This window comes from Synechococcus sp. GEYO (genome assembly GCF_900473955.1).
Lineage (GTDB): Bacteria > Cyanobacteriota > Cyanobacteriia > PCC-6307 > Cyanobiaceae > Synechococcus_C.
Map to the genome: position 1 here is coordinate 437,514 of NZ_UCNL01000008.1, position 23,933 is coordinate 461,446.

Here is a 23,933-nt window from a genome sequence, read left to right on the forward strand (position 1 = left end):
GCATGAACCGATCGAGCCGCCTAGAGCGCAAATTTGAAGGGCTGATCTGGAAGTTCCGACTGGTCACACTGATTCCCGTGGTGATGAGTCTGCTGGGGAGCATCAGCTGTTTTGTTATCGGCACCTACGCAGAGATAAGCGTTCTCAGAAAAGTCTTTCGAGGTGACTTCACCCACGACAACAGCACGCTGCTGATTGGGAAGGTGGTGGGAGGCATCGACTACTACCTCATCGGCATCGCCCTGCTGATTTTTGGCTATGGCATCTACGAGCTGGTGATTTCCGACATCGACCCGCGACAGAACGATGAATCGTCTTCAAGACGCAATCTGCTGAACATCCAAGATCTCGATGGTCTGAAACAGAAGCTCACCAAGGTGATCATCGTTGCCCTGATCGTGACGGCGTTCAAGGTAATGGTGAGCTTTGAGGTGACCTCAATCACCGAGCTGATTCAGTACTGCGCAGGTGTGCTGATGTTGGCGTTCAGCTCCTACCTAATCGGGCGCACTGGCAAGCACTGATCACCTTCCCATTCCTCCCCCTTGAAGATGAATCTGTTCATCCACAGGAGTGATGTGAGCCAGCCATGACTCAGCGGACCTTGAAAAGGTTCCTGCTTGATGGCATCGATGACCAACACCACGCATCCGGCGGCAATTCAACGACGACTTGAACGTCAACGACAGCATTAACGCCGCCGATCGATCTCTGAGCAGATCCTGCAGCGCAATGACACTGTGCTGATGCACCTCGGGCTGGCACATCTCGGTGCCGACCGTCTGCTGCACAACGGTTCCGGTGAACGCGACGATCTGGTGCAGGAAGGCAGCTATGGGCTGATCCGAGCTGTTGAGCGTTTTGAGGCCAGTCGCGGCCACCGCATCAGCAGCTATGCGATGCCGAGGATCACCGGCCAGATCAGGCATTACAGAAGAGACCGGCTGCAAACGATGCGAATCCCCTGGCGACTAAGTGATCTGCATGCCCGGGGAATGAAAGCGCAGGAGCGGCGATTGCATGCCGGGCAGCCGCTACTCAGCAATAAAGATCTCGCTCAACAACTCGGAGTCAGCACTGATCGCTGGCGAGAGGCCTGCATCTAGTCACTCCATCATCAGCGCAGCAACAGCGATGGTTCTTCTGAACCAGAGGCCTGGATCGATGGTCTGCAAGATCACCGATGCCAGCCGGCTGATCCACAGCACGAATGGCTGATCCAAATGTTGAACAGCTTGGAGCCGAACCATTGCCGTTGGCTCTGTGCGTTCTGGATCGACGGACTCTCCTGACAGAGATTGCACGCCGCGAATGCATCGACCGGCTCATGCTGCGGACTGCACTGCGAGGAATGCTCAACACCCTGCGTGCCGAAGCCGGTCGAGATTTCACCCCGACAAGCCCAGAAGCCAAGCGAAAACGATCGCCAGGCCTGCCGCCCATGCGGTCTGCAGACCATTAACCAGCTCATTGCTCAGCCAGGGCAAGCGGTCCTGGCCAAGAGCTCCCAGCAAACTTTCCAGCAGTGTGGCGATAAAACCCACCACCAACACAACAGCAAAGGCAGCTCCGGATTGAAGCAATCCGAGCAGAGCCATCACAACCGTCATTAGCAGACTGCCAACGGCACTGGCCAGGGTTCCTTCCACACTCACCGCACCCTCGGTCCCAGCGGGCACCGGCCGCAGGGTGGTGATCAGCAAGGTGGTCCGGCCCCAGCGCTTGCCGATCTCACTGCCGAAGGTGTCGGCCAGTTTGGCCGTAAAACTCGCGGAGAAGCCAATCAGCAACAACATCGGCGAACCGATGCGAGCGGCGATCAGCAAAGCCAGCACAAGACCGGTGAAGGCCGAGCCCCAGACATTTTCTGGACCGCGACGACCGCCTCGCCCCTCGGCAAGACCAAGCTCCTGCTTCCTGGCAAAGCCCAGCTTGGTAACCAGCGAACCAAGCACGAGATAGGCCACAACGGCCAACCAGCCGCGCCAAGCCAGCGAACCCCAGAGCACCGTGCCAAGGATGCCTGAATGACACCAACCGGCCTGGGTGAGCAACGGAAAGCGCTGCGCAAAACAGATCAAAAGCGCATTAACCAGGAGCGCGGTGAGCCACAGCGCAGCGGTTTGAGACGGGAGCTCAAAAGGCGTGAAAAACATCAGGCTGTGTTGCACTGCCCTAAGCATCAACGCTGAAGGGCGCTTCGGCACGGATAATCAGCTTGACGATTTCCCCGCTCAGGCATGGTGCTGAACAGAAAGGGTTTCTTCCTTGAGCTGGGAGAGCAGGAACCGCAGGCGGCAGAGACCAAGTCTGAACCCAAGCCGGAGAAAGTCGAGAACGCTGCTGAGCCATCCCAGCCAGAAGCAGCCCCAGCTCCAGTCGAAGAGGCTGTCCCTGCCCCTGCTGTTGATCCAGCTCCTGCTCCTGTGGCCGTAGTTGCTGAAAGCCAAGCTGCAAGCAATCCCGATACCACTGCAAAGAGCAGTGAAGACGCTCCGAAAGCCAAGCCATCTCTGACCACTGCAGAGGCCCTCGCCGCAGAGCTAGCCGCCGCAGAAGCCGCCAAACCGGAGATTCAGTTGACCACCTTTGCCCCAGATGCTCTCCAACCTGGCAACTCGATTCGTCCCGGCAAGCGTCGTCCAGGCAACAACCTGGCAGGCTTCCGCAGCATGGCCAGCGAGCTGTTCAAGAGCTAAACGATCTGGGGCAGGCCTAATCAGGCACAATCCTGATCTGATCCATTGATGCGTCATTCCATTGATGCTTCAGTGGAGGATCACACGCGTGACGCACCTTCTGCCCTGAGCAACATGCAACTTGCTCAGAATCTGGTCTGAGAGAGCGCTGCAAAGCCCCTTCTCTGTGCAGATCACGCTGATGCAGAGCATGGGAGTGACAGGGAGACCTTGCATGGATGCCTGTAAGCGCCGGAGCCTCAGCACCTGAGCGTGCGCCAGTTACTGAGGCTGCTGATCCCAGCCACAGCAGCGGTGGAACTGCGCAGGATGGTGTCACCCAGAGACACAAAGATCCAGCCTGCTGCTTGTGCTGCAGCCAGTTCCTGCTCGCTCCACCCCCCCTCGGGTCCGATCGACAGCCAGATGGATCGATCCACTGAGGCCTGAGTCGCAAGCCATTAAGACAATCGAGGACTCTCCAGCTCGCGAGCCACCGCAATCAAGCGCAGGTCGTGCGGCCCCGGTGTGTTCCACCACTCTGCGGAGGGACACAGTTCAGGCAGTTCAGGAGCCCAGAGCCGCTCGCACTGTTCAACGGCTTCCTGCAGGATCGAGCCCCAACGCTCCGGACGATGCTCAGCCTGAGGAACGGAGTATTGACAAGCCAGCGGCTGCAACCGATCCACACCCAACTCACAAGCCATCCGCATCACGTCATCCATTCCTCGACGGATCAACGCAATGGCAAGACCCAGTTTCGGCCTTGGGGAGATCACAGTCTGACTAGGCGCCTCGATCCCTGAGCACAACTCAAGTTGATGACCGTTCAAAAGACGAGCCACCCACAGGTTGCCCCGGCCATCGATGACATCCACCTGAGCACCTTGCTTCAGCCGCAGAACCTTGCGCAGGTAGCGCGATTCATGATCCTCAAGCACAAAGCGACGATGGTCATCCGCAGACTGCAACCTGCGGGAGGCGATCAGCAGGCGACGTCGTTCCGCCACGTCAACGCTCAACCTATGCCGGGGAACACACTGTCGGGATGGTCTTCCACCGGCCAGTCGTCATTCACCCCACCGATCAACAGTTCTTCGAGCTGCACCACATCAGAATCAAGTTGACGCAGGGCATTGATCAGAACATCGAGGGCAATCCCATCACTGGTGCCCAGATCAATCCAGCAACGGGCCCAGTCCTGCTGGTACTCCATCTGGCCCATGTTGTGCATCAGAGCCGGCATCACCCCCGTTGCCTCCTCGGTTTCGTAGCTCATCCAGCTGAGCTCATCGCCTTCTTCGTGAACCTGCAGGCTCTCTGCATTGAACCCGCCAAGACGTCCCAGCACATACCAACTGTCAAAGATGCCATCCACATAATTCCGTTCTCCCTGACTGGGAATCTCGCTGAATCGCAACCAGACCCAGCAATTGAAGGGATCAACCTCTCGGAAGCGAACGCGCATGACCCACCGCTGACCCCGTCATCATCGCCGGCGACGGAGCCATCGACCATGCTGGGGAGCCAAGGCAGCCCAGACCGGGGCATTCGATCGGAATGCTGGAACTCACAAATATCAACTACAAACCTGCAACGGCAGAACACTTGGTCTTGAACAGCATCCAGCTGAAGGCCGATCCGGGGCGCCCACTGCTGATATCCGGCGACAGCGGCAGTGGAAAGACCAGCCTGCTGGAGGTGATCAGTGGAATGGCCGGTGCTGACACCGGCAGCATCAGCTGGAAGGGGCAGCCACTCAATCAGCGCCAACGACGCTGGCTTTGCGGAGTGGTGTTTCAATTTCCGGAGCGACACTTTCTGGGCTTGAGCGTCAACCAGGAACTGAAGCTGGGCCACAGGCGGCTAAGCAGCGAAGAGATGATTGCGGCGCTGCGAAAGGTCGGACTCAGCAGCGTGGATGGGCGTCAGGCTCCGGAGCGACTCAGCGGCGGACAGCAGCGGCGTCTGGCTTTGGCGGTGCAGCTGCTACGCAAGCCGGATGTGCTGCTGCTCGATGAGCCCACAGCAGGACTCGATTGGTCAGTGCGTGCCGAAGTGCTCGAACTGCTTGACCGGCTGAGCCAGGAGCGTTTGCTGATCGTGGTGACCCACGAGCCGGAACTATTCCAGGGCTGGAGCTGTGAGCACCTGCGCCTGCGCAATGGCCGACTGCATGCTCTGTCACCATGACGCCTGGATTGTTGTAGAGCCATGGCTGATCGGCTGGTCCGTGCCACCGCAGCAGGTGGGGGAATAAGGCTTGTGGCGGTGACCACCGGCGAAACCACTCGTACCGCCCAATCACGTCACGGACTCTCGTACCTCACCACCGTGATGCTCGGCAGAGCCATGGGTGCGGGTCTACTGCTGGCCAGCTCCATGAAAGTTCGGCATGGTCGCGTCAACCTGCGACTGGGATCAGATGGCCCTCTCAAGGGCTTGACAGTGGATGCCGGCCGTGACGGAAGCGTGCGTGGTTTTGTCGGCAACCCTTCGCTTGAACTGGACCCGATCAGCGATTCAGCAGGACAAGCCAGTTTCGACTTCACCTCAGCTGCAGGAACGGGGTATCTGCATGTGGTGAGGGACGACGGCAAAGGCGAACCCTTCAGCAGCACAGTAGAGCTGGTGAGCGGAGGCATCGGGGAGGATGTCGCTTCCTATCTGCTCCATTCCGAACAGACACCCTCTGCGGTGTTCGTGGGCGAAACGATCAACAGCGAAGGATTGCAGAGCAGCGGAGGCTTGCTGGTTCAGGTGCTGCCGAAGGCCGCAGAAGAGCCAGCTCTGGTGGCTCTACTCGAGGAGAGGTGCCGCGAGATTGAGCATTTCAGCCAGAAGCTGCACCGCTGCGGTGACCATCCGGAACAGCTGCTTAGGGAGGTTTTCCCAGATCTTGATCCTCAGCCCATCCCAAGCAGCGAACCGACGCAGCCGGTGCAGTTCCATTGTCCCTGCAGCCGTAGAAGAAGCTTGGGCGCACTCGTGTTGCTAGGCAGAGAAGAATTGCAGTCCATGCTGGAAGACGACAAGGGCGCAGAGCTCACCTGTCATTTCTGCAGCGAGGTTTATCGATTCAATGAATCAGAGCTGCAAAGCCTGCTTGAGGGAATGATCGAATCAGGCGAATAACAGAGCTCCGGCAAGCAACAACAGCAGGGTGGGCAGCGCCTGCCATTGCTCCACACCCAGTGGCAGACCCGCCTGAACAGTGACAGCACTGAGCAATGCACCCAGAGCCAGGCCAACAACCAGAAGCAGGAGGGTCCAGCCAAGGGAGCCCAAGGGCCGACGGCCTCGCTTGACCTGACTGATGAACACCGCAATGGTTGACAGGGGCAGAAGCAGGTCGACCGTTTGGGGAGCCAGCAGCAAAAGCAGTAAGGCCAAAGCTCCTGCGATGGAGCGCACCACAAGACCCTGACCTTGAACCAATTGCAGATCGGGCATAAAACCGGCACCACTCAGTGACGGCGCCGGCAATGACATGCCGCGTAAACGGGTGAGCAAAGCGGCAGGACCATTGCCACTACTGGGCACTCCTGCAGACACCTGTTGGCGTTCCACTTGTGAAGCAGAGGCGGCGGCCGAACTGAGACGGCCAGACTGTCGATCTCGTAGACGCTCCATCAGGACTGCGTCGTAAGCAGCCTCAACACGAGCGCGGGCAACTGCATCATCACCGCAAGAGGCGACGACCCGATCTCTTGCTTTTTGAACGTCGTCAAATCCGGCGCCAGGAGTGACGCCGAGCATGGAATAAGGATCTTTTGGATCCGAATCCGAGCCTGGTTCCAGCCCTGCAGCCATTGATATACAGAAATCTCCTTAGAGATTATCGAGAGACTCGCTCAAGCGAGCACAAACCTTGAATTCGGAAGCGACTCAGAACAGAGGTGGACCGTGGCGAAATCCTTGCTGGCGCTCGAAACGGTGCCGAAAACGGGGCACATCAGCATTGAGCAAGACCTGACGGTGCTTGATCAGGGGCATTTGGGGAGGCTGGTGATATCCCTCCAGCACCTCAACGTGATCGCGATGATCACGAAAACAGACGTAATCAGTACCGCCGTCATCACAAGGACGGAGCAGCCAGAGGGTGTTCACAGCAGACCGCTTCAGAGGCAACATTCTGGCGATTAATTTGCTTGCCCGTGACTGAAAATCGGTCGTGAGTGAATCTCAACATTTCAACAAGGATTGGGATTGAAGCCAACAACGGCTCCAATCAGATCTGAAGACAACTCTGAACTAGCTTGCGAACAGCTTCGAGCAGACCAACGCAGATTTTGCAGAGAACAGGGTTGGAGGAGCCGGCGACCAAGACCTACACATTGATTAAGGCAGTTCTTCAATATTGATCAAGAGTTTTTTGAATAGGATTTTTGCAATTTTCATCCTCCAGAAAAACCATTGACTTCAGAGGTGCATTTCAAAGCAACACGCCTCCAACTCAGGCTCGTACAGATGAAATCGGGATTAAATCGTTGACGAGCCAATGCATGTCATGGATCAATAAACATAGACAAGGTTTATTGATGCTGAATGGTGAAATCAAGCTCGCTCGCAAAGCCATTCGCTTGATTCCTGTTGGCTCAACGAATGAAGAAGGCGACGAGTGATCGGCTGAACAGCTTTCCAGATTTAAAAAACAACAAAAAAGCTCTTCCTGCTTGAGAGGGCTTTTCCTCAGCTGGTCAATCAGCGAGTTCTGTGATCAGAGACTGATCGGCTCAACTCCACTTACGACAGGAGCCACAGCATTGAGCTCAAGATCGGGATGTTCTTCATGAAGCTGATTGAGATTCCAGTCGTTTTTGAATAACAGAACCGGTCGATTCCATGCATCCCTCACGGTTTTGCAATTAAAAATCCGACCGACTTTCTCCAGGGAAGACCAGCCACCAGTGACCCAACGAGCCACTTGATAGCCCAGAGGCTCCAAGCGAGTTTCGACACCGTATTCGTTCTGAAGACGATGCTGTACAACCTCAAGTTGCAGCTGACCGACGGCAGCAAGGATTGGATCCCTTTTACTTTCGTCATTGTCATAGAGGATCTGCACAGCTCCCTCTTCACGCAATTCATTGACCCCCTTACGGAAATTCTTGAATGCTGAGGGGTTGGGATTACGCAGCCAGCTGAAGATCTCTGGACTGAAACAGGGAATTCCCTCGTACTCCACCTTGGTTCCGGTGTAGAGCGTGTCGCCGATTGAGAACATCCCGGGATTGTTCAGTCCAATCACGTCACCTGGGAACGCATCCTCCACAACCGCACGATCTTGTCCAAACAGTTTCTGTGGGCGTGACAAGCGAATGGCCTTGCCCGTGCGGGCATGACGGACTGTCATGTCTTTTTCAAAACGCCCGCTGCAGACACGGACAAAAGCGACCCGGTCTCTGTGACGAGGATCCATGTTGGCCTGCAGTTTGAACACGAAACCACTGAAGTCAGGCCGCAACGGATCGACTGGACCGTCTTGCCCCTGACGCGCCACAGGCTTCTGAGCCATCTCCAGAAACGCATTCAGGAAGGGACGCACGCCGAAATTGGTCATCGCCGAACCAAAAAACACCGGCGTCAGCTCGCCGGCATGCACCAGCTCGAGATCAAGTTCAGCCCCTGCCGCTTCGAGCAGCTCCATCTCCTCAACCGCCTGCTCCAGCAGCTCGGGTTCCACAAGGTCTTTGAGATCAGGGTCATCCAAAGAGAGATGACGTTCTTCCGATTGGCGTCCACGTTCAGCACGACTGAACAGAATTACTTCGTGGGAACGACGATCAATCACTCCACGGAACTGCTCGCCACTGCCGATCGGCCAGTTCACGGCCCAAGGGGTGAGTTCCAGCTCCGATTCAATTTCATCGAGGAGTGCCAGAGGTTCCCGACCCGGTCGGTCCATCTTGTTGATGAAAGTGAAGATAGGAATTTCCCGCATGCGGCAAACCTCAAACAGCTTGCGGGTCTGCGGCTCAAGTCCCTTGGCCGCATCTTCAAGCATCACGGCGTTATCCGCTGCTGCCAAGGTCCGGTAGGTGTCTTCCGAGAAATCCTGGTGGCCGGGCGTATCCAGCAGATTGATGGTGTTACCCGTGTAATCGAACTGAAGAACAGTGGAGGTGATCGAAATACCTCGTTGCTTCTCAAGCTCCATCCAATCGGACGTGACCTTGCGCTGCTCACCACGGGCTTTCACCGCACCAGCCTGCTGAATCGCTCCCCCGTACAGCAGCAATTTCTCGGTCAGCGTGGTTTTACCCGCATCAGGGTGAGAAATAATCGCAAAATTGCGCCGTCGCGCCACCGCATCCAGCAGCTCACGTCCGTCCTGAAGTGCTGAATCGGTGCTCATGGTGTGCGTTGACCAGATCCAGCCTGACAGCCCGTGATCCAGCCACTCACCTCCAGGTAGCGATCTTCAACGGCAACCACCTGCAGATGCTGCAGACCAGCATGCAGCAACTGCGCTTTGACCTCCTCCAACGAGAAGGACGCATGCAGCGATGCCCTGTAATCCCGTTGCAGCACCAACGGAGCGTCAGCGACATGGCACTGACAAAGTCGATCAATGCTTGCCTCGCTGTCTGGGCGGCGAAGGTCGCGATGCAGCACCAGGCAGTGAGGCGCTGCCAGTGGGATCAATGACGACCAAAGCTGATGAGGGTCGTGGAGGTGATGCAGCAAGCTATTGCTGACAATCAGATCCGCTGGTTGATCCGCCTGGTGAATCGGCAGCAGAGCCTGCTCATAGCGAAGGCGCTCGCGCGACAGACCGGCTGCACGACGGCGATCATCCGCCACAGCAATCATCCGGTCAGCCGCATCGAGTCCGAGCACTGAACACTTCGGCCATCTCTGGGCGAGACGAGCCGTGATATTTCCTGGTCCGCATCCGAGATCCAGCAAACGTGCTTGAGGCTTGAACGATGCGCCAGATGAGTGAAGCAACGTGGCAATTCGCTCGACCATCGCCTGGTCCGTTCCACTGAAATCTGCTGCTGCGTAGGCATCCACCTGCAGCGGGTCGTTCATCACTTCAGGTTCTGGAATGCGCAGAATCATTGACTTGATTCAGAGGAATGCAGCTCCAAGGTCTGTGTGGGGAAGGGGATCTCGATGCGATGCTGCGAGAGCACCTCAAGGATCCTGCGATTGAGGCGGTGCAAACTGTTTTCAAAGTCGTCATGCATGGCGTGGCATGAACGGATCTCCAATTCATGGTCGTAGCTGAACGCTGAAATGCGCACGAGCCGACAGGCCTCGAAATCAAGCTGAGAATCTTCTGCCACCACTGATCGCATCAGCTCCGGAATACGTTCCAACTGTTGAGGAGTTGTGCTGTAGGCAACACCCACCACAAGCTCACTGAGTGAAACGCGTTCCAGCAACTCCTCAAGGGCCACCAGCAGCGTTTCACGCACTTTCAAAAATGCTGTCCAACCGTGAAGTTCAACCATCACAAACACAATCAGTTGATTCGTGCCGTCTTCCAATGATTCGAGACTCACCACAGGTTCATACAGTTCCACCTCCAACTGCAGCGTTTCAGGTGCGGCAACCATGCGCCTGGCCTGACGCATCAGCTCATCCAGCTGAAACGGTGAGAGAGGGTCACGAATCGGCAAGCGCAACTCAAGCCCTTGCACCGGCTGACGCTCCCAGCTGACACCGCGTCTTGAATAATTCACGATCGTGGCTTCATCCGCAACGGAATTGGGGATCGTGACGCGGCTTTCCAGCGTTTGCAGTTCCATTGAACGCAGACCGATCTTGGTCACGAAGCCGAGATTGCCTCCGACTTCGCAGAATTCACCAACCCGCAGAGGACGATCGGTTTGGATCGACAAACCAGCAAACAGATTGCCGAGCAGCTTGGAAGCTCCGAGACCGATAGCGAGACCTGGTACGGCTGAAAAGGCCAGCACGGTGCTGGAAGGGAGACCCAGCAGGAGCAGCAGCCGATAAATCAGCACGACCGAAACCAATGCGCCGACGACGCGACTGATTGGCATCACCAGACTGGTGATCCTGCGCAATCGAATCGGAGACTCACCACCACGAACCCGTGCGAGGAACTCGGAACTGCTTCGACCAACCGCTTCGAATAAAAAGAAGACGAGAACACTGGCCGAGAAATACCAGATCACATAAAAGGAATAGATGGCCACCACGAGTGGAAATCCCGTGAAATTGAGAAAGTTATCGATCAGCTGTTCAGTGGCATAAGTGAGAGGCAGCGCGGGCAGAACAATCAAAACCCGCTTCCAGGCCAAAGAATCGAGTTGAAAAATCAAGCGATCATTCTCGACTCGATGAGTGCCAGATTTGTAAGTGTTGAACAACATCCGCAGCAAGCGCAGATAGATGAACCCGTACACACCGATCAAGAGTGCTGCGCAAAAAACCTGAAAAAGCGTCTGATCACCGATTGGCCATTCGAACAAGCCACGCCAGCTCTTTGGAAGAGCCAGATACCAATCTGGTGGTACCAGATAGCCGGGAGTGTGGATGAAATCTGAGTAGAAACGTGGGGTGGCGAAAGGTTGTTGAATCTCTGGGATAGTTCTGATCTCGTCATACATCGAGCGGATCGATGACACGGTTGACGCAGAGAAATAAAAACTTTCATTTTCCGGATCATCATCAAGATCCGAGGTGAGCGTGACTGCCGTTCCAGGAATGCGCCATGAATTTGTCGGCGTTGAACGTCGGTCATTGAGCTCTTTCATCCCCTCCACATCGGGGACTTCAATCAACTGCCGGCTGTGAGTGAACACATAATCGAGCACATGCTTGAGCTGAATCGCTGCCTCATCGGCCATGTCATCGCGAACGCTCTTGGGAATTGAGCTGGAATCCAGTGCCTTAACAGCCAGAGCGAACAACAAATTTGTGTCGTCAATCTGTTCCTGACGTGACTGTTCCTTGGCGGAAGATCTCTGACCAAGACGATCGGCCCTTAGACCAACATCCGCCATCACGGAATAAAAGTTCAGCAAGGTGGTTCGAGGGCTGTCGCCCACCACCTGATCAAGTACGACATCACTCCAGGTTTCGGAAGACTTCAGCAGCAGCGGATAAAACGGCTGATCTTCAATCGGAATTAAACCCTTAGAGGTCATGGGTTGCTGCTGAAAAGCCTCAGTGGCTTTCACATTCAGCAGAGGTGGGGCAATGCTCAAGGCCAATGCCACCAGACCAACCAGCAGAAATCTCAGCGCACGCGTGAACGGTCGGGTCAATACTCGCGTGAACAATCGCCCCACCAGGCGCTGAGCACAAACCATCTACCTGCTGACGATGACTGATCGAAATGGTGGCAGTCTCTGCACCCTCTTGACCAGCGACACTGCGGATAGTGCCACCAACCGGTTGCCACCCCCATTGCTGGCGTTAGTGTGCCGGAACTGACCCGCCCGACAACGTGACCCTGTCTCCAAGCCGCAGTGACACCCAGGACATCACTGAAACTCTGTCCAGCAACGGCAACTTCCCCGCCACAGCTCCTGCCGCCAACCCCGTTTTCTATCGGACATACAGCCGACGCAGCAGTTCCGGAAGAGAGAGTTGGAGCGAAGTTGGATCGCGAAATCTCGGCGGTTTACAGAAGCTCGGCCAGCTAACCGATGAAGAAGTGTCGCTGTTGGCCCGGATGCAGGCCAATCAAAAAGCTTTGCCTTCTGGTCGTTGGCTCTGGATCGGCGGCACCCCCTGGATCGAACGCCAAGAAAATTTTTCCGGTTCTTACAACTGCACCTCCACCAACTTGGTGGATTGGGAAGCCTTCGGTCTGATGATGGACCTGGCGATGATGGGCTGCGGTACAGGCGCCATCATCGAACCGCACCTGATCGACCGCCTGCCGGTGGTCACCAATCCGATTGAAGTGGTCAAGGTCACCGACATCGGCGTCACTCCAGCCGGCGAGCGCCAAGACTCCACCAGCCACACCATCGATGGTGACACCGTCTCGATCCGTGTTGGCGACACCCGTCGGGGCTGGGTCGACAGCTATCAATTGCTGCTCAACCTCAGCAGTGATGAGCGTTTTGCAGGACGCACCATCAAAGTTGATGTTGATCTTTCCGACGTTCGACCTGTTGGCGAAACCCTCAAGGGCTTCGGGGGCATGGCCAATCCGGTCAAACTCAAGGATCTCTACGGACGTGTCGCCCGTCTTCTGGGCAAAGCCGTTGGGCGCAGGCTGACCTCGGTTGAATGCTGCCTGCTGATTGATGAGGCTGCCGTCACCATCGTGGCCGGCAACATCCGTCGCAGCGCGGGCATGCGTCAGTTCGCGTACAACGACACCAGCGCGGCCGGCGCTAAAGACAACCTCTGGCAGCAGGATGCAGATGGCAACTGGCGTATTGATCCCGAGCGTGATGCCCTGCGCATGGCTAATCACACCAGGGTTTATCACACCCGCCCCAGCCGTGAAGTGCTGTTAGAAGCGGTGACCCGCCAGTTCCACAGCGGTGAGGGAGCGATCCAGTTCGCGCCTGAAGCGATTGCTCGCTCCAATGCTGATCTTCTCTCTACACCTGAACTGCGTCGTGAATTCATCGACATTTATTGCGATCAAGGCAAAGAAGAGGCTGGTCGCTGGCTGAATCTGAATCACGGCCCAATTGCAGATGACGAACTCGAGCATCGACTCGGACGCTACGGGCTCAATCCCTGTGGGGAGATTCTCGGTGCCGACTTCCACTGCAACCTGGCAGAAGTTCATCTCAACCAGATCGACCCCAGCGATGACGAGGGTCAACGCGACGCCTTCAGAGCTGGTGCCTTGTCAGTGGCTTGCCTACTGAACCATCAATTCGAAGTGGAACGCTATCGCCAAAGCCGCGCCTGGGATCCGATCGTTGGCGTGAGTTTCACGGGCCTGTTCGATTTCTTTGTGCACGCCTTCGGAACGCCCTGGCTGAAATGGTGGGAAGCCGGTCGCCCAGACACCGAGGAGGGCCAGGACTTCAAACGCCAGGAAGCGGAGTACCTCAGTCGCTGGAAGACAACCGTGAATGAAGCGGTTTGGGAATACTGCGACCGTCATGGACTGCGTCGTCCTAACCGCTGCACAACAGTGCAACCCGCCGGCACCAAAAGCCTGCTCACCGGTGCTGCCCCTGGCTGGCACCCCCCCAAGGCTCAGCGCTTCATCCGCCGCATCACCTTCGGCAAGAACGACCCGGTGGCCATGGCTTGCATGGACTACGGCTACACCGTGGTGCCATCTCAGTCCGACAAAGATGAGCAAGGTCGACTGCTGGATGATCCGTTCGATCCCCGTTGCACCGAATGGCTGGTGGAAATTCCCACCGAAGTGAGTTGGGCGAATCTGCCCGGCGCGGATGCAGTAGACATCAACGCCTTCTCGGCCATGGCCCAGTTCGATTTCTACATGCAGGTTCAGACCCACTACACCGCTCACAACACCTCGGCAACAATCGAGTTCCGTGAGCATGAAATCGAAGCTCTCACCGATGCACTGCACGGCACCATCGAACGTGGAGAGGGCTACATCTCAGCGGCCTTGCTGGCCCGTTTCGACGCCAACGCCACATTCCCCCGCCTGCCATTCGAACCAATCGATGCCGCAACGTACGAACGGATGCAAACCGAGGTCATCCAACGACGCGTGAGCTCTGATTTCTTCGAGGCGCTGCAGCGATATGACATGGGTGAGATCAGCGAAGCCGGCCCCGCCGGTTGCGATTCAGACAAGTGCCTCTTGCCTCTGGCCAAGCCCAACAACTGAAGCAAAGAAAGGAGTCATCCGGAGGTGACTCCTTTAAACTGCCTGGGCGGATGTCGCTGATGTCACGCAGTGAGGAGAGGTGGTCGAGTGGTTTATGGCTCTGGTCTTGAAAACCAGCGTGGGCGCAAGTTCACCGTCGGTTCGAATCCGACCCTCTCCGTTTCAGAAGCCCAGTCTCTGACTGGGTTTTTTAGTGTCTAGGCTCAGCCCTGCGGGGGTGGTTTCGGCAGAGGGCACTGGTTTTTTCGCGAAGGATCTGGCATAAAAGCGAAAGATTTATGCCATGGATTTATGCCATCCCGCGCTGACGCTTTCGAGCAGCAGCTGGCCCTGATCAACCAGGGTCTGAAAGCTCAGCGTGCGGGTGTCTCGATCAACCGCCGAGGCCAGGGCTTGGCCTTGCTGTCCACGCTTCCATCGAAAACGCCAGGCAAACCTCCGCAACAGCAGCGGGTGCCTCTGTCTCTCAAAGCCGATTCGCATGGATTGGCCAGGGCTCTACGCCACCGAACGATGCGAGGCGTTTTGGGCCACCGCACCCCTGGCCCAGCACGACACAAGCAAGCAAGACGATCTTGTGCTCAACGCCGACCATTGCCTCGACGCCTGCCGTTATCTGCTGATGGCCACCGCAGACCAGCGCTACTCCGGCACCCCTGGCCAAACCAACTTCAAGGTGTGGTGAATTCCCCCGGTTAGGGGATGCGTGTCAAGCCAAGGGGATGCCTAAATGAATAGAGATTCAGGTCGCACCTTTGGTTAATAGCAAGCCCATTGCTCTCGGATTGTGCACATCTTTGGCACTTTCTTCTATTCATTTTGCAGTGCCACAAGGCGCTGCTGCTCAGCAACGCGAATTTAGATTTCCACCCGCCACTCCGGTAACTTGTAGCGCGCCAGAGTTGGCGAAATTTATAAGCAGGGAGGAGATATGACTTACAGAAAGTATCCAAGTGGTTCTACAGCGTGGCGCGATGCCTACCGAGCATGGGTTACAAGACAAACGTCTTGGCACGCTGGCTGCAAGGCTCTTTTCTCACGCATGCCAAAGATTAAACCGCTGGGCTCTGGCTGGATATATGTCGGACCATATAGTCGCAATAGATGCAGAGATTCATGGACAAGGCTTGTAAGAAAAACGGGAGATCGTATTAGCGTCGAATCCAGTAGCACAGGTCGCCAGAGTGGTCCTTCGCAAAAGCCTTACGCTACAAGTCACTCCCTCAAATGCAGCAAACAAGAAATATGGAATGACAAAATGGGATGGGCTCCAATCAAGCCAAATACCCGCCCTGATGAAGCTATTAGATTGTTCTGCTGACGAGAACAGATAGCTTAACCATCATAGATTTGTAGTACAAATTGAGCGCGAATTAGACTGAAGTTGATAACACCCAGGGCTGGCACGGTGGCTTCTTTCAACGCTGACATTCTTCTCGACGTCAACACCAGCAAATCCGAGAAGAAAGTCAAGCAGCTGGAGCGCAACATCCAGAAGGTGGAGGGCACCAGCACTGCTGAGTCCATAAATCCATTTCTCTGATTCAACCCATGACCGAACCCACCCCTCAGACCACCGAACCCAAAACCAAGCGTCAGCCTTACGCCCCCATCCCCAAACGACAAATGCGGACCATCGATCACTGCACTCGCTCAAGCGATTTGGTGATTCCGTCCGTTAAAAAGCGAGCTGACGAGGCCGGCGGCAAATAAAAAGGGAGAGGTCTCCACCTCTCCCCAACCCTCATCAATGCCACCCGTCACGATCGGGTGACCCGTAGACGGTAAAAATTGACGCCTGCTCAACGTGGGCGGCAATTCGTTTTCCGCATTTCTGCCATTAAGAAGGGCCCCGGCGGGGACCCTGTGGCCTTGAGGCCGCTCCCGGAAGCCTCTGGCCTTGGGCCATTTCTAGCTTCTGTGTATCCCAGGGAACATAAGTCGATCTACCTGTCTTCAGCAGCCCTGCCGAGCGCAGGGCTTTTTCATTGCCCTGGAGCCTGGGCGTCACCGGCTTCCGCATTAGCTGAGCGGATCTAAGGGGCAAATAAAAAGAGAGAGGTCTCCACCTCTCCCCAACGTCATAGACATTTAGTTCTTGCTTTCAGTGATCCGAGGTTTCCACCTCGCATTCCTCCAGATCTTGATCAGGAGCAGGACAATTACTACCCAAGGCAGCCCGAACCAGAGGAAGGCAACTAACCAATAGAGAGCTGTGGTTGCCCACATTGGAAAAACCCATGGGGGAAGCCAGTAGCTCAGATCCCAGACCCACGCCCTGAGCCCTTCTTGGAAACCTCCATAAACAAGAGCCCATAAGCCCATGCCTGGCGGGATCAACAACGCGATCAGCAGTGTGGAAAGAATTCTCCAGGTCTTGTTCCAGACCCTTCCGCCTGTTCTGTTCATACGCGAAGGATGGCAACGTCTTCAGCAGTCCTGAATCACATGGGTGACAAGGTCTGCATTGACCCAGAGCATCACCACTAAAAAACCCCACTCGTGAGAGCCGGGCATTGCGTTGAAACGTCGTGGCTCAGAAGCTCTGGGCACCAGGACCAGCATTGCCGCTGATGCTGTCGGGCGGCATGGTCTGACAGCCAATGCTGCCTGTCATGAAGGTCGCAGCACCAGGACCAGAGTCGCCGCCGAGTTCAAGAACAGGGTTGAGTGATTCCCCGAAGCTGTCCATCCCAGCGGCTGGTTCGAAGCGTTCGATTACAAACCTGTTATCGCTTCTGAGGTCAGTTGTTTGTAATTCGCCCCTGATATCGCCGAGCTTCATATCGCCATCGACGAGCCAGTTCAGAACACCATCGTTTTCACCGACATAAGCATTGCTCTGGCTGACGGTCTTTGCTGCCAGGTAACTCGAACCAGGACCACCATTAGCTGCAGTCCAGTCGACGTTCTCCCTCATGCTGAACACCGCATCGTTGGCGTCGTAATCACCAACGTGTATGTCTTCAAAGGTGCTGGCACCACCGTTTGTCCAGATTTTCGTTGGACGACCTTCACCAGTCAGCTCATCTGCTTGAAACTCACCTTTGAGACCGCCAATTTCTGGTTCAGGTGGCTCTCCAATCTCAACGGACTTCACTTCGCGAGGTTCAAAGCTGCCAAAGCTCTCTTTGAATCTGGAGGTGCCAAAGGGTGTGTGAAAGCTCTCCTTTTCGGGTTGAGCGGAGAAGCTGAAGTGCATCGCGCCGTAAGCAGGCATGGGTCTAAAAGCGGTGGAGGGTTGTTCCCTCTCGATGGACACACCATCACCGGATTCAACAGCTGACTTGATGACCCATCTCAACCAGTGCTGTGAGGTTGGTCACACTCCTCTCAGATCGAAGGAAGGATGTGCATCACCAGGTCGGCATTGACCCAGCGGATCACGCCTGAATCCACATCGGCGATATGGCACAAGTTGTGGGTCTTTGGATCAAGGACAGCGCCGCAGTGGATCACCTCTCCCATCCACCAATCTTTGTCTGGTTTTCGGGCCTAACTATCGGAATCCTGCATGGAGTGTGGACCGGCTGAGGCATTGCGATGACAGGCGCAATGTTGCATTGGTTGGCAACTCAATACCGCCAGGCTCTGGACATGGAAGTATTTCATTGTCGGATGGCTTGGAGTCGATCTAACCCTGCTTTGGCTCCTCGCAGCGGATCTCTTCAATGGAGTTGGGGTGAGCCTTGATAAAGGGAACCACCTCCATAGCCAGAACACGGGCTTCGAAAGCGTCACCTGCGTAATAGCAGCTTTCAATCCTTCGACTACTGGTCTCGCGATGTCTGACTGTATAGCGCTTGTGGCTTTTCATGGATCGAGCCATGGAGTTACCCAAAGTCTCCAGCGACACTGAACCTCTATCAACAAACCATTGGTTTTATTTTGGGATCAAATGCATAAACCAAGATATTCAATGATTGTCGCAATTAATACCTATGCTGCTTTCAGCAAGACCTCATTCAATTAACTGAATGTCAATCAAAGAAAACACAGCCCTGCTCGAAAATAATTGTAGTTACTGGCAGCTGACTGATGAAGAGCGTGCACTTGTCAATGCTTCAGCACCAGATCAAGACAAGTGGTCCTTCAATATGGAACGTCGTGATGACGGCATGTGGCAGTTCTCTATGCCCGAGTACAAGACACACAACGAATTGCTCGTGGGCGGCACTGAGCAGATCATGGACGATATCTATCGATCAATATCTGAAGTGAAGCCTGATCGCTTTTCCACGATGGAAGTCACTGTCAGTCGCGTGCCATTAGAAGAACAAACAACCACCTTCACCAAGCTAAGAGAAGACTCTAAAAACCCAGGATCCACTTACTGGTTAGACGAAGTCACTGGAAAGCAAGCTTGGCTCTGCCCATGGCTCAAGCTGTGCTGGGACCCAGCACCTGAGCTGATGTATATCCACTGCGAACTCACATCATGAGTTAGGCAAACAGCAACAACTAACTGACAAAAGGAACTTTCCTTGAACTGTCTGGCCAACAAACAATCGTGATCTCATCTTCACTAGATCTCGAGGGCTTCCAATCAGTGCACCCGAATAACAGTTTTTTTTAAAAAATAAAGTCACATTCTTCAACTAGCAGTGCCGGAAATCAGCCGCATAGCAGAAGCGATTAATACGGACAACCTAGTTCCGTTTGGAAGCTGAATTGCAAATCCATGTTGCAGCAACAGACTTCTCTTGGCTAACGATTTGCCAGAAAAAGACCATCAAGGAAGACAGAATCAGCCGACCTTATTTGATTAAAACCAAAAGGTTATAACCGTCCAATCAATTGACATACCAATTATTAGCTGTACTAGGCAATCTCTTGGCAACTTTGGCTTTCTCGGCAGCAGTCATCTCTGACCAAAGCTTATAGGTGCAATCCAAAGCACCACGGTCCTTCAGAGCTTCCTGATAACAAGCGGATAGCTCGGCGAACTCTTTGGCACGCACAACGGGAACAGTCATGCGGTTTGCCCAGTAATCGCTCATGCTCAAAGAAACGAGTCTCACCAGCAGTTCTAGCAAGTAGAGCAGAATTGGTGAAAAGACAACTCCGTAGAGATGGATGACTCGCCCCATCCACAAGCCCCAGTCACCCGTCCCTGACCTGCAAGTGCTATTTCACAATCACCGCCGCCATAGAGATACCTATCCAGGAACATGAATAAGTTGCACAGGACAAGTGATTCACCCCTCAGACATCCAACAGAGCTGTGCGGACAGGGCATTCGTGCCAGCGGCAGGAGAGCTTGTCTTGCAGGAGGACACTGATGACACGGATGTCTGAATCGATGTCGTCCCATGGTCAGTGAGCTGCTGCTGCAGCTGGCACTCGCTGCAATTGCGGTTGTGGCCAATGGCCTTTCAGCCTTTGCCGGTGGCGGTGCAGGCCTGGTGCAGCTACCAGGCCTCATCCTGCTGGGGCTTCCCTTCGCTTCGGCTCTCGCCACCCACAAACTGGCCAGCGTGGCCCTCGGCGTTGGTGCCGCCGGTCGCCACTGGCGGGCGAGCAGCCTTGATCCCCACATCAGCCTGTTAGTTCTGCTCGCAGGTGTGCCGGGAGTGTGGATCGGCGCCAGCAGCGTGATGGCTTTACCGGATCGCATCGCCACAGCAGCACTTGGGCTGCTCACCCTGTCCCTCGGGCTGTACTCCACCCGCAAGCCTGAACTGGGACAGACCGACAGGCTGGTGAACCACAACCGACAGCAAAAGCTCATCGGCACTGCTGTGATTTTCGTCATCGGAGTGCTCAACGGCTCACTCACCTCTGGCTCGGGCCTGTTCGTCACACTGTGGCTGGTTCGCTGGTTCGGCCTGAGTTATCCAAGAGCCGTTGCCCACACACTGATCCTGGTGGGTCTGGCCTGGAATGGCACCGGTGCTCTTGTGCTCGGGTTCAGTGGTGAGATCCGCTGGGACTGGGTACCGGCCTTGATCGCAGGATCTCTGATCGGGGGATATCTCGGTGCTCACCTCTCACTCAAAAAAGGAAGCCGAGTTGTCAAGCTTGCTTTCGAATGCCTCGCTCTACTGATGGGCTTGTCTCTCCTGATCCGGAGCCTGTGAGCTGATCACTCACAGATCAAGACAAGATTGGCTGCTGCCCTGAGTGCGACGTATGACAGAGCCTTAGCCCTCCGCCAACAAAACCAAAACAGCTGGATTGCCCGCATCGTCTTTCTGGTGCGAATACCGAAATTCGTCGTCGCCTCCGAGATGGAATCGTGAATTGCTGCAATCTCTCCCCCTCCCCGGCACCTTGATGCCGTAGTCCTCAACGAGACGCATACAAGCGCTGATGATTTGCTCCGTCGTGGCCTTCCATGGATGGGTGCCTTGCAGATCCTCTGCTCCGAGCAAAACTCCTTCTAAAACCGCGGAGATGGGATCAGTCGTCATGAGTTCAGGATGGCTGCCACGGAGCCTTACCAAAAGGCTGGGCAATGCATCCAGCCAATCTGCTGCAACTCTTGGTAGAGAGACACTGCATCCTCATAAGCCATATGGATGCGTGACTTGATCAGAGCTGGCTGGCTATGAGGCATGGGTCTGCCGTTTTCCACGACGACCTGCACATCTCCATCAAGTGTTTTTGATTGCTGATGGAACCTCATCGCCCAATGGGTCTTGGGGTCTTCCAGCCAGGCGTCAGACATCGTCACTTGCTGAGGTCTTGCTCTTATCGATAGAGACCCGTACCCCCTGATGCCCAGCCAAGTACAAATAAATACAAGGAGTCATCCTCACCCGATCGTTGGGAAGAGGACAGTCAGTAAGCAGCTGAGCCATCGAAGCTGTCTTAGGGGAGTGAGCCTCCAAGAAGTTGATCCTGGGCACTTTCGAGGATTTTCATCAACTCATGCAGCAAAGCTGCTTCTTCGGCATCAGGAGTGTTGCCGCAACCAACCCTGCAAAGAGCAGACCTCAGCCTGGAGAAGTCAGAAGCAGGAATGTTGATTTGAATCTGGTCCTTCGCCATAGAAAGAATCACAGTTGTTCTGAACCAAGCTGCATCACCGGAGGATTCGTCTCAAAAGTGATCGACCAGGTCGAAACACCAAGACCTAACTCCAGGCAGGACGATCCAGCCTGGTACTGGCCAAACCGCCTGAGCTCGAGTCCAAGTCACCTCTAACAGGGCAAGAGCTCCTGCACTTTCTGTAGCTAACGCCTGAAAACAAATTCCAGTTCATTTGTTACTTCATCAGGTTCCGCGATCAAATGCCACGCAGCACCACCAACACAGTTATTGGTCGAATTTTGAGAACGCTGATTGAAAAGCCGCAGCGTCATCTCGCTTAGCAGCGCTTAAACGCAATGCTCGTAACACTTCAGGGCGTTTCGCATAGGGAGAAAAGTCGAGCAGACCGTCGACGATCTGCTCATGGCTGCCATGTTCGACAAGAACATTGATCGCACGATCCATATCAGCAACAAGCTCGTCAGTGGTCCATAGACAGTTCTGACGGATGAAAAAACAAAGCTCACCAAGAACCACCTCCGCAGACAGGTCAAGCTGTTCTGCTAGCTCGCTGACCTTGTCGTCGTCCTCGTCAAACGGCTGATCGAAGCCAACAGTGGCAAGCAATCCGTAGTCCACAAACATCTCGCGCCAGCTGGAATTGGATTCAAGACCAAACTCGATAAGAGCCCACACCCTCACATGAGCTTCTTTGAGATCGGTGGGGGCGACGGTCATCCGACTGACCTGCAATCATCATTCATCCAGATTGGCCATGGTTTTAATTCTTCGCTGTAGAGATTAAAACCGGCTCGATCAACCCACGCCAAACACATCGCTCAGCAGGGGACAGGAGCCAAGATCACCCATCACTGCAACAGACTCAATGAAGTTGAAAAGTTGTTGTTGTTGTGCGATGTATTGAAGCAAGGTATCTGCCAACAATTCATTCACCGACATCAATTCAGTCGAATTCATTCACATTTTAGAATTGTTTGTTCGTTCAATGACGTCAACCATTCAGGTGGCAACGGCGCAGAGAACAGTCAAAGAGTGCTATCAAATCACTCTGCATGCATCGACTCAGAATCATGCGTTCCCAGTCAAGTTGGCTATGGACACCGAAAGGCTGGGTCTTTGAACCGAACTGGTGGGGACTATGAGCCAGTGAAAGTTGTTCTCTCGCCAGTGTTTTTGAGCTGATGGTCTCGAGCTGATATCCCGGCAGAACGCGATCATCCTGTCTTGGGTCAAAAGCAACGTGCATTGGATCAAGAGCATCGTCGCGCTGAGTGATTCTGTTCATCACAATCAAGAACACTTGCTTCGCCCAAGACGTTGGCCGGCACCACATCAGCTGAACAGCAGCTACTCCTGATTCACCCCATTGGCGTTGGCTTGTCTTCACGGTTCTGGGATCGATTCGGAGCTTGCTGGCAGAGCGGAAACAACACAGCAGAGCTACTGACGCCCGATCTGCTCGGTTGCGGAACTGCACCATGCCCAGCACGGCCACTCACGCCTGAAGAGTGGGCTGAGCCGCTCATCCATCTGCTTCGCGAGCGAAACAACGGACCTGCTGTCTTGGTCTCCCAAGGAGCTTCTTTGCCAATAGCACTCGCGGTGGCAGCCAAGGCGCCAGAGATGGTGAGCGCTTTAGTGGCGATCAGCCCTCCAGCCTGGCTGGTTCTCAAGCAGGAATTCCCCCAGAGGAGAGCACGTTGGCTCTGGCGATTGCTATTTGGTGGACTGATTGGCAACTTGTTTTACCGATATGCGCGGCGGCGCAAATTTCTAGACGCCTTCTCTAGAAAAAATTTGTTCGCACAACCTGAAGCCGTCGATCAGGAATGGCTTGAGATGCTCAATCAGGGATCACGCGCGATGGACACCCGCTGGGCCGTGTATTCATTCCTGGCAGGATTCTGGCGACGTGACTGGGAACCGCTGCTGACCGGATTGAAGATCCCGGTGCAAATCATCTTTGGAACCAAGGCCACCGGCATTGGTTCATCCAAGAACTGGGATGATCTCAACGAGCGGCTCAGTACCTACAAAGAACAATTGCCCAACGCTTCGATCAGCACCATCCCTGGCAGAAACGTTCTTCCTTATGAATCCACAGAGGAGTGCGTCAACAGCGTTAGGGAATGGCTGGCAGCGCTCTAATCAGGCCCGCCAAGTGCCAACGAGAACAATGGTCAGCTGCAGCGAAAGCTCCGAGGCTCTTAAGAGGTGACTGGAGCCTGCAGACAGGTGATCTGCAGGATCAATCGCAGTTGACCTCACGAAAAGCCGTCATCTGTTAAAAAGCACTGCTCAAGGCCGCGTTCAGATGCCCGTTGATGTCACGGCGATTCTGGTTTCATCCACCTTCATGGGAGCAGGGCTGGCGTTGGCCAAATTCTTCCCCGAATCCTCCCTGCTAGCGGCATTCTTTTTAGGTGGCCTAGCTCTGGTCAATATTGGGCTTTCGCTCGCTGGCTAAACCACAGGCACCATTGTTTTTGAAC

Annotated in this window: 31 protein-coding genes, 1 tRNA gene and 2 pseudogenes; 14 read left to right on the forward strand and 20 right to left on the reverse strand. The window is 55.0% G+C overall.

From position 1 onward, the window contains the following. Positions 1-2: 2 nt before the first annotated feature. Positions 3-524: a YqhA family protein gene (locus DXY37_RS09550; protein ID WP_244277025.1), complete on the forward strand. Its 522-nt coding sequence runs from the start codon at positions 3-5 to the stop codon at positions 522-524. 222 nt (positions 525-746) lie between these two features. Next, positions 747-1,106, forward strand: coding sequence for a sigma factor (locus DXY37_RS09560; protein ID WP_115126385.1), 360 nt, complete (start codon positions 747-749; stop codon positions 1,104-1,106). Here DXY37_RS09560 and DXY37_RS09565 read toward each other — a convergent pair whose 3' ends face one another. Both DXY37_RS09565 and DXY37_RS09570 read right to left on the reverse strand, forming a co-directional pair. Next, entirely contained in the window at positions 1,107-1,304 is a 198-nt protein-coding gene (locus DXY37_RS09565; RefSeq protein ID WP_115126386.1) for a hypothetical protein, read from the reverse strand. An 84-nt stretch (positions 1,305-1,388) separates the two neighbouring features. Continuing rightward, positions 1,389-2,156 (reverse strand): DUF92 domain-containing protein, encoded by a 768-nt coding sequence (locus DXY37_RS09570; RefSeq protein WP_244277054.1) that lies wholly within the window; start codon positions 2,154-2,156, stop codon positions 1,389-1,391. An 84-nt stretch (positions 2,157-2,240) separates the two neighbouring features. Here DXY37_RS09570 and DXY37_RS09575 point away from each other — a divergent pair, with 84 nt between their 5' ends. Beyond that, complete coding sequence (locus tag DXY37_RS09575; protein WP_115126388.1) at positions 2,241-2,699, forward strand: hypothetical protein; 459 nt, start codon at positions 2,241-2,243, stop codon at positions 2,697-2,699. A gap of 239 nt (positions 2,700-2,938) precedes the next feature. On the opposite strand, the pseudogene DXY37_RS09580 reads toward DXY37_RS09575, so the two are convergent. Both DXY37_RS09580 and DXY37_RS09585 read right to left on the reverse strand, forming a co-directional pair. Then, positions 2,939-3,688: pseudogene (locus DXY37_RS09580) on the reverse strand (16S rRNA (uracil(1498)-N(3))-methyltransferase). Between the two features lie 8 nt (positions 3,689-3,696). Further along, positions 3,697-4,146, reverse strand: a complete 450-nt coding sequence (locus DXY37_RS09585; RefSeq protein WP_115126389.1) for a DUF3531 family protein — start codon at positions 4,144-4,146, stop codon at positions 3,697-3,699. A gap of 92 nt (positions 4,147-4,238) precedes the next feature. Here DXY37_RS09585 and DXY37_RS09590 point away from each other — a divergent pair, with 92 nt between their 5' ends. Next, positions 4,239-4,871 carry an ABC transporter ATP-binding protein gene (locus DXY37_RS09590; RefSeq protein ID WP_115126390.1) on the forward strand — a complete coding sequence of 211 codons (633 nt, stop codon included), beginning with the start codon at positions 4,239-4,241 and terminating at the stop codon, positions 4,869-4,871. 21 nt (positions 4,872-4,892) lie between these two features. Further along, positions 4,893-5,813 (forward strand): Hsp33 family molecular chaperone HslO, encoded by a 921-nt coding sequence (hslO, locus tag DXY37_RS09595; protein ID WP_115126391.1) that lies wholly within the window; start codon positions 4,893-4,895, stop codon positions 5,811-5,813. On the opposite strand, the gene DXY37_RS09600 is transcribed toward hslO, so the two are convergent. The 5 genes from DXY37_RS09600 to DXY37_RS09620 all read right to left on the reverse strand — a co-directional run bounded on the left by DXY37_RS09600 (position 5,802) and on the right by DXY37_RS09620 (position 11,971). After that, entirely contained in the window at positions 5,802-6,491 is a 690-nt protein-coding gene (locus tag DXY37_RS09600; protein WP_115126392.1) for a CPP1-like family protein, read from the reverse strand. The two genes, hslO and DXY37_RS09600, sit on opposite strands and share 12 nt — an antisense overlap. Before the next feature lie 75 nt (positions 6,492-6,566). Further along, the gene (locus DXY37_RS09605) at positions 6,567-6,788 is read right to left on the reverse strand and encodes a hypothetical protein (RefSeq protein ID WP_170951835.1); all 222 of its coding nucleotides are present in this window, start codon (positions 6,786-6,788) and stop codon (positions 6,567-6,569) included. A 610-nt stretch (positions 6,789-7,398) separates the two neighbouring features. Continuing rightward, on the reverse strand, positions 7,399-9,036 hold the full coding sequence (locus tag DXY37_RS09610) for a peptide chain release factor 3 (RefSeq protein WP_115126393.1): 1,638 nt from the start codon (positions 9,034-9,036) through the stop codon (positions 7,399-7,401). Then, complete coding sequence (locus DXY37_RS09615) at positions 9,033-9,716, reverse strand: trans-aconitate 2-methyltransferase (RefSeq protein WP_244277027.1); 684 nt, start codon at positions 9,714-9,716, stop codon at positions 9,033-9,035. Before DXY37_RS09615 ends, DXY37_RS09610 begins: the two co-directional genes overlap by 4 nt. A gap of 26 nt (positions 9,717-9,742) precedes the next feature. Further along, positions 9,743-11,971: a mechanosensitive ion channel family protein gene (locus tag DXY37_RS09620; RefSeq protein WP_170951837.1), complete on the reverse strand. Its 2,229-nt coding sequence runs from the start codon at positions 11,969-11,971 to the stop codon at positions 9,743-9,745. 137 nt (positions 11,972-12,108) lie between these two features. Here DXY37_RS09620 and nrdJ point away from each other — a divergent pair, with 137 nt between their 5' ends. Continuing rightward, a complete protein-coding gene (nrdJ, locus tag DXY37_RS09625; protein WP_115126394.1) occupies positions 12,109-14,445 on the forward strand; it encodes a ribonucleoside-triphosphate reductase, adenosylcobalamin-dependent in 2,337 nt (778 codons plus the stop codon). Between the two features lie 73 nt (positions 14,446-14,518). Further along, positions 14,519-14,605: transfer RNA gene (locus tag DXY37_RS09630), tRNA-Ser, on the forward strand. A gap of 116 nt (positions 14,606-14,721) precedes the next feature. Here DXY37_RS09630 and DXY37_RS09635 read toward each other — a convergent pair. Continuing rightward, on the reverse strand, positions 14,722-14,928 hold the full coding sequence (locus tag DXY37_RS09635) for a hypothetical protein (RefSeq protein WP_115126395.1): 207 nt from the start codon (positions 14,926-14,928) through the stop codon (positions 14,722-14,724). Here DXY37_RS09635 and DXY37_RS09640 point away from each other — a divergent pair. From DXY37_RS09640 to DXY37_RS13345, 3 genes are all read left to right on the forward strand, one after another. Beyond that, complete coding sequence (locus DXY37_RS09640; RefSeq protein WP_115126396.1) at positions 14,927-15,130, forward strand: hypothetical protein; 204 nt, start codon at positions 14,927-14,929, stop codon at positions 15,128-15,130. The two genes, DXY37_RS09635 and DXY37_RS09640, sit on opposite strands and share 2 nt — an antisense overlap. A gap of 723 nt (positions 15,131-15,853) precedes the next feature. After that, a complete protein-coding gene (locus DXY37_RS13690; protein WP_256377375.1) occupies positions 15,854-15,988 on the forward strand; it encodes a hypothetical protein in 135 nt (44 codons plus the stop codon). An 8-nt stretch (positions 15,989-15,996) separates the two neighbouring features. Beyond that, the gene (locus DXY37_RS13345; RefSeq protein ID WP_170951838.1) at positions 15,997-16,158 is read left to right on the forward strand and encodes a hypothetical protein; all 162 of its coding nucleotides are present in this window, start codon (positions 15,997-15,999) and stop codon (positions 16,156-16,158) included. 378 nt (positions 16,159-16,536) lie between these two features. Here the strand turns inward: DXY37_RS13345 and DXY37_RS13350 are convergent, their stop codons facing one another. The 4 genes and pseudogenes from DXY37_RS13350 to DXY37_RS09660 form a co-directional block, all read right to left on the reverse strand. After that, entirely contained in the window at positions 16,537-16,854 is a 318-nt protein-coding gene (locus tag DXY37_RS13350) for a hypothetical protein (protein ID WP_115126397.1), read from the reverse strand. A gap of 127 nt (positions 16,855-16,981) precedes the next feature. Further along, the gene (locus tag DXY37_RS09650; RefSeq protein WP_115126398.1) at positions 16,982-17,749 is read right to left on the reverse strand and encodes a hypothetical protein; all 768 of its coding nucleotides are present in this window, start codon (positions 17,747-17,749) and stop codon (positions 16,982-16,984) included. 29 nt (positions 17,750-17,778) lie between these two features. Further along, positions 17,779-17,925 (reverse strand): annotated as a pseudogene (locus tag DXY37_RS09655) (DUF3104 domain-containing protein); the annotation flags it as partial. A 154-nt stretch (positions 17,926-18,079) separates the two neighbouring features. Continuing rightward, entirely contained in the window at positions 18,080-18,274 is a 195-nt protein-coding gene (locus DXY37_RS09660) for a hypothetical protein (RefSeq protein WP_244277029.1), read from the reverse strand. Positions 18,275-18,422: 148 nt separating this feature from the next. Between DXY37_RS09660 and DXY37_RS09665 the strand changes: the two genes are divergently transcribed. Beyond that, positions 18,423-18,887, forward strand: a complete 465-nt coding sequence (locus tag DXY37_RS09665; protein WP_115126400.1) for a DUF6717 family protein — start codon at positions 18,423-18,425, stop codon at positions 18,885-18,887. A 351-nt stretch (positions 18,888-19,238) separates the two neighbouring features. Here the strand turns inward: DXY37_RS09665 and DXY37_RS09670 are convergent, their stop codons facing one another. Then, entirely contained in the window at positions 19,239-19,535 is a 297-nt protein-coding gene (locus DXY37_RS09670) for a hypothetical protein (RefSeq protein ID WP_115126401.1), read from the reverse strand. Between the two features lie 222 nt (positions 19,536-19,757). Here DXY37_RS09670 and DXY37_RS09675 point away from each other — a divergent pair, with 222 nt between their 5' ends. Further along, on the forward strand, positions 19,758-20,525 hold the full coding sequence (locus DXY37_RS09675) for a sulfite exporter TauE/SafE family protein (RefSeq protein WP_170951839.1): 768 nt from the start codon (positions 19,758-19,760) through the stop codon (positions 20,523-20,525). A gap of 63 nt (positions 20,526-20,588) precedes the next feature. Here the strand turns inward: DXY37_RS09675 and DXY37_RS09680 are convergent, their stop codons facing one another. The 5 genes from DXY37_RS09680 to DXY37_RS13355 form a co-directional block, all read right to left on the reverse strand. Then, positions 20,589-20,858: a hypothetical protein gene (locus tag DXY37_RS09680; protein ID WP_115126402.1), complete on the reverse strand. Its 270-nt coding sequence runs from the start codon at positions 20,856-20,858 to the stop codon at positions 20,589-20,591. Positions 20,859-20,884: 26 nt separating this feature from the next. Then, positions 20,885-21,115, reverse strand: a complete 231-nt coding sequence (locus tag DXY37_RS09685) for a DUF1651 domain-containing protein (protein WP_067096852.1) — start codon at positions 21,113-21,115, stop codon at positions 20,885-20,887. 143 nt (positions 21,116-21,258) lie between these two features. Continuing rightward, positions 21,259-21,438, reverse strand: a complete 180-nt coding sequence (locus DXY37_RS09690) for a hypothetical protein (RefSeq protein WP_115126403.1) — start codon at positions 21,436-21,438, stop codon at positions 21,259-21,261. Positions 21,439-21,705: 267 nt separating this feature from the next. Beyond that, the gene (locus tag DXY37_RS09695; RefSeq protein WP_115126404.1) at positions 21,706-22,158 is read right to left on the reverse strand and encodes a hypothetical protein; all 453 of its coding nucleotides are present in this window, start codon (positions 22,156-22,158) and stop codon (positions 21,706-21,708) included. Between the two features lie 78 nt (positions 22,159-22,236). Further along, on the reverse strand, positions 22,237-22,398 hold the full coding sequence (locus DXY37_RS13355) for a hypothetical protein (RefSeq protein ID WP_170951840.1): 162 nt from the start codon (positions 22,396-22,398) through the stop codon (positions 22,237-22,239). A gap of 360 nt (positions 22,399-22,758) precedes the next feature. Between DXY37_RS13355 and DXY37_RS09705 the strand changes: the two genes are divergently transcribed. Together DXY37_RS09705 and DXY37_RS13360 are read left to right on the forward strand one after the other, a co-directional pair. Beyond that, on the forward strand, positions 22,759-23,589 hold the full coding sequence (locus tag DXY37_RS09705) for an alpha/beta fold hydrolase (protein WP_244277031.1): 831 nt from the start codon (positions 22,759-22,761) through the stop codon (positions 23,587-23,589). 166 nt (positions 23,590-23,755) lie between these two features. Continuing rightward, on the forward strand, positions 23,756-23,908 hold the full coding sequence (locus tag DXY37_RS13360; RefSeq protein ID WP_170951841.1) for a hypothetical protein: 153 nt from the start codon (positions 23,756-23,758) through the stop codon (positions 23,906-23,908). Positions 23,909-23,933: the final 25 nt, after the last annotated feature.

Bases quoted from the DNA above. Each gene is read 5' to 3' on its own strand.
- DXY37_RS09550 (WP_244277025.1), top strand. From the start codon at position 3: ATGAACCGATCGAGCCGCCTAGAGCGCAAATTTGAAGGGCTGATCTGG.
- DXY37_RS09560 (WP_115126385.1), top strand. From the start codon at position 747: ATGCACCTCGGGCTGGCACATCTCGGTGCCGACCGTCTGCTGCACAAC.
- DXY37_RS09570 (WP_244277054.1), bottom strand. From the start codon at position 2,156: ATGTTTTTCACGCCTTTTGAGCTCCCGTCTCAAACCGCTGCGCTGTGG.
- DXY37_RS09575 (WP_115126388.1), top strand. From the start codon at position 2,241: ATGGTGCTGAACAGAAAGGGTTTCTTCCTTGAGCTGGGAGAGCAGGAA.
- DXY37_RS09585 (WP_115126389.1), bottom strand. From the start codon at position 4,146: ATGCGCGTTCGCTTCCGAGAGGTTGATCCCTTCAATTGCTGGGTCTGG.
- DXY37_RS09590 (WP_115126390.1), top strand. From the start codon at position 4,239: ATGCTGGAACTCACAAATATCAACTACAAACCTGCAACGGCAGAACAC.
- hslO (WP_115126391.1), top strand. From the start codon at position 4,893: ATGGCTGATCGGCTGGTCCGTGCCACCGCAGCAGGTGGGGGAATAAGG.
- DXY37_RS09600 (WP_115126392.1), bottom strand. From the start codon at position 6,491: ATGGCTGCAGGGCTGGAACCAGGCTCGGATTCGGATCCAAAAGATCCT.
- DXY37_RS09610 (WP_115126393.1), bottom strand. From the start codon at position 9,036: ATGAGCACCGATTCAGCACTTCAGGACGGACGTGAGCTGCTGGATGCG.
- DXY37_RS09615 (WP_244277027.1), bottom strand. From the start codon at position 9,716: ATGAACGACCCGCTGCAGGTGGATGCCTACGCAGCAGCAGATTTCAGT.
- DXY37_RS09620 (WP_170951837.1), bottom strand. From the start codon at position 11,971: ATGGTTTGTGCTCAGCGCCTGGTGGGGCGATTGTTCACGCGAGTATTG.
- DXY37_RS09640 (WP_115126396.1), top strand. From the start codon at position 14,927: ATGGATTGGCCAGGGCTCTACGCCACCGAACGATGCGAGGCGTTTTGG.
- DXY37_RS09635 (WP_115126395.1), bottom strand. From the start codon at position 14,928: ATGCGAATCGGCTTTGAGAGACAGAGGCACCCGCTGCTGTTGCGGAGG.
- DXY37_RS13345 (WP_170951838.1), top strand. From the start codon at position 15,997: ATGACCGAACCCACCCCTCAGACCACCGAACCCAAAACCAAGCGTCAG.
- DXY37_RS13350 (WP_115126397.1), bottom strand. From the start codon at position 16,854: ATGAACAGAACAGGCGGAAGGGTCTGGAACAAGACCTGGAGAATTCTT.
- DXY37_RS09660 (WP_244277029.1), bottom strand. From the start codon at position 18,274: ATGGCTCGATCCATGAAAAGCCACAAGCGCTATACAGTCAGACATCGC.
- DXY37_RS09665 (WP_115126400.1), top strand. From the start codon at position 18,423: ATGTCAATCAAAGAAAACACAGCCCTGCTCGAAAATAATTGTAGTTAC.
- DXY37_RS09670 (WP_115126401.1), bottom strand. From the start codon at position 19,535: ATGGGGCGAGTCATCCATCTCTACGGAGTTGTCTTTTCACCAATTCTG.
- DXY37_RS09675 (WP_170951839.1), top strand. From the start codon at position 19,758: ATGGTCAGTGAGCTGCTGCTGCAGCTGGCACTCGCTGCAATTGCGGTT.
- DXY37_RS09680 (WP_115126402.1), bottom strand. From the start codon at position 20,858: ATGACGACTGATCCCATCTCCGCGGTTTTAGAAGGAGTTTTGCTCGGA.
- DXY37_RS09685 (WP_067096852.1), bottom strand. From the start codon at position 21,115: ATGTCTGACGCCTGGCTGGAAGACCCCAAGACCCATTGGGCGATGAGG.
- DXY37_RS09690 (WP_115126403.1), bottom strand. From the start codon at position 21,438: ATGGCGAAGGACCAGATTCAAATCAACATTCCTGCTTCTGACTTCTCC.
- DXY37_RS09695 (WP_115126404.1), bottom strand. From the start codon at position 22,158: ATGACCGTCGCCCCCACCGATCTCAAAGAAGCTCATGTGAGGGTGTGG.
- DXY37_RS13355 (WP_170951840.1), bottom strand. From the start codon at position 22,398: ATGAATTCGACTGAATTGATGTCGGTGAATGAATTGTTGGCAGATACC.
- DXY37_RS13360 (WP_170951841.1), top strand. From the start codon at position 23,756: ATGCCCGTTGATGTCACGGCGATTCTGGTTTCATCCACCTTCATGGGA.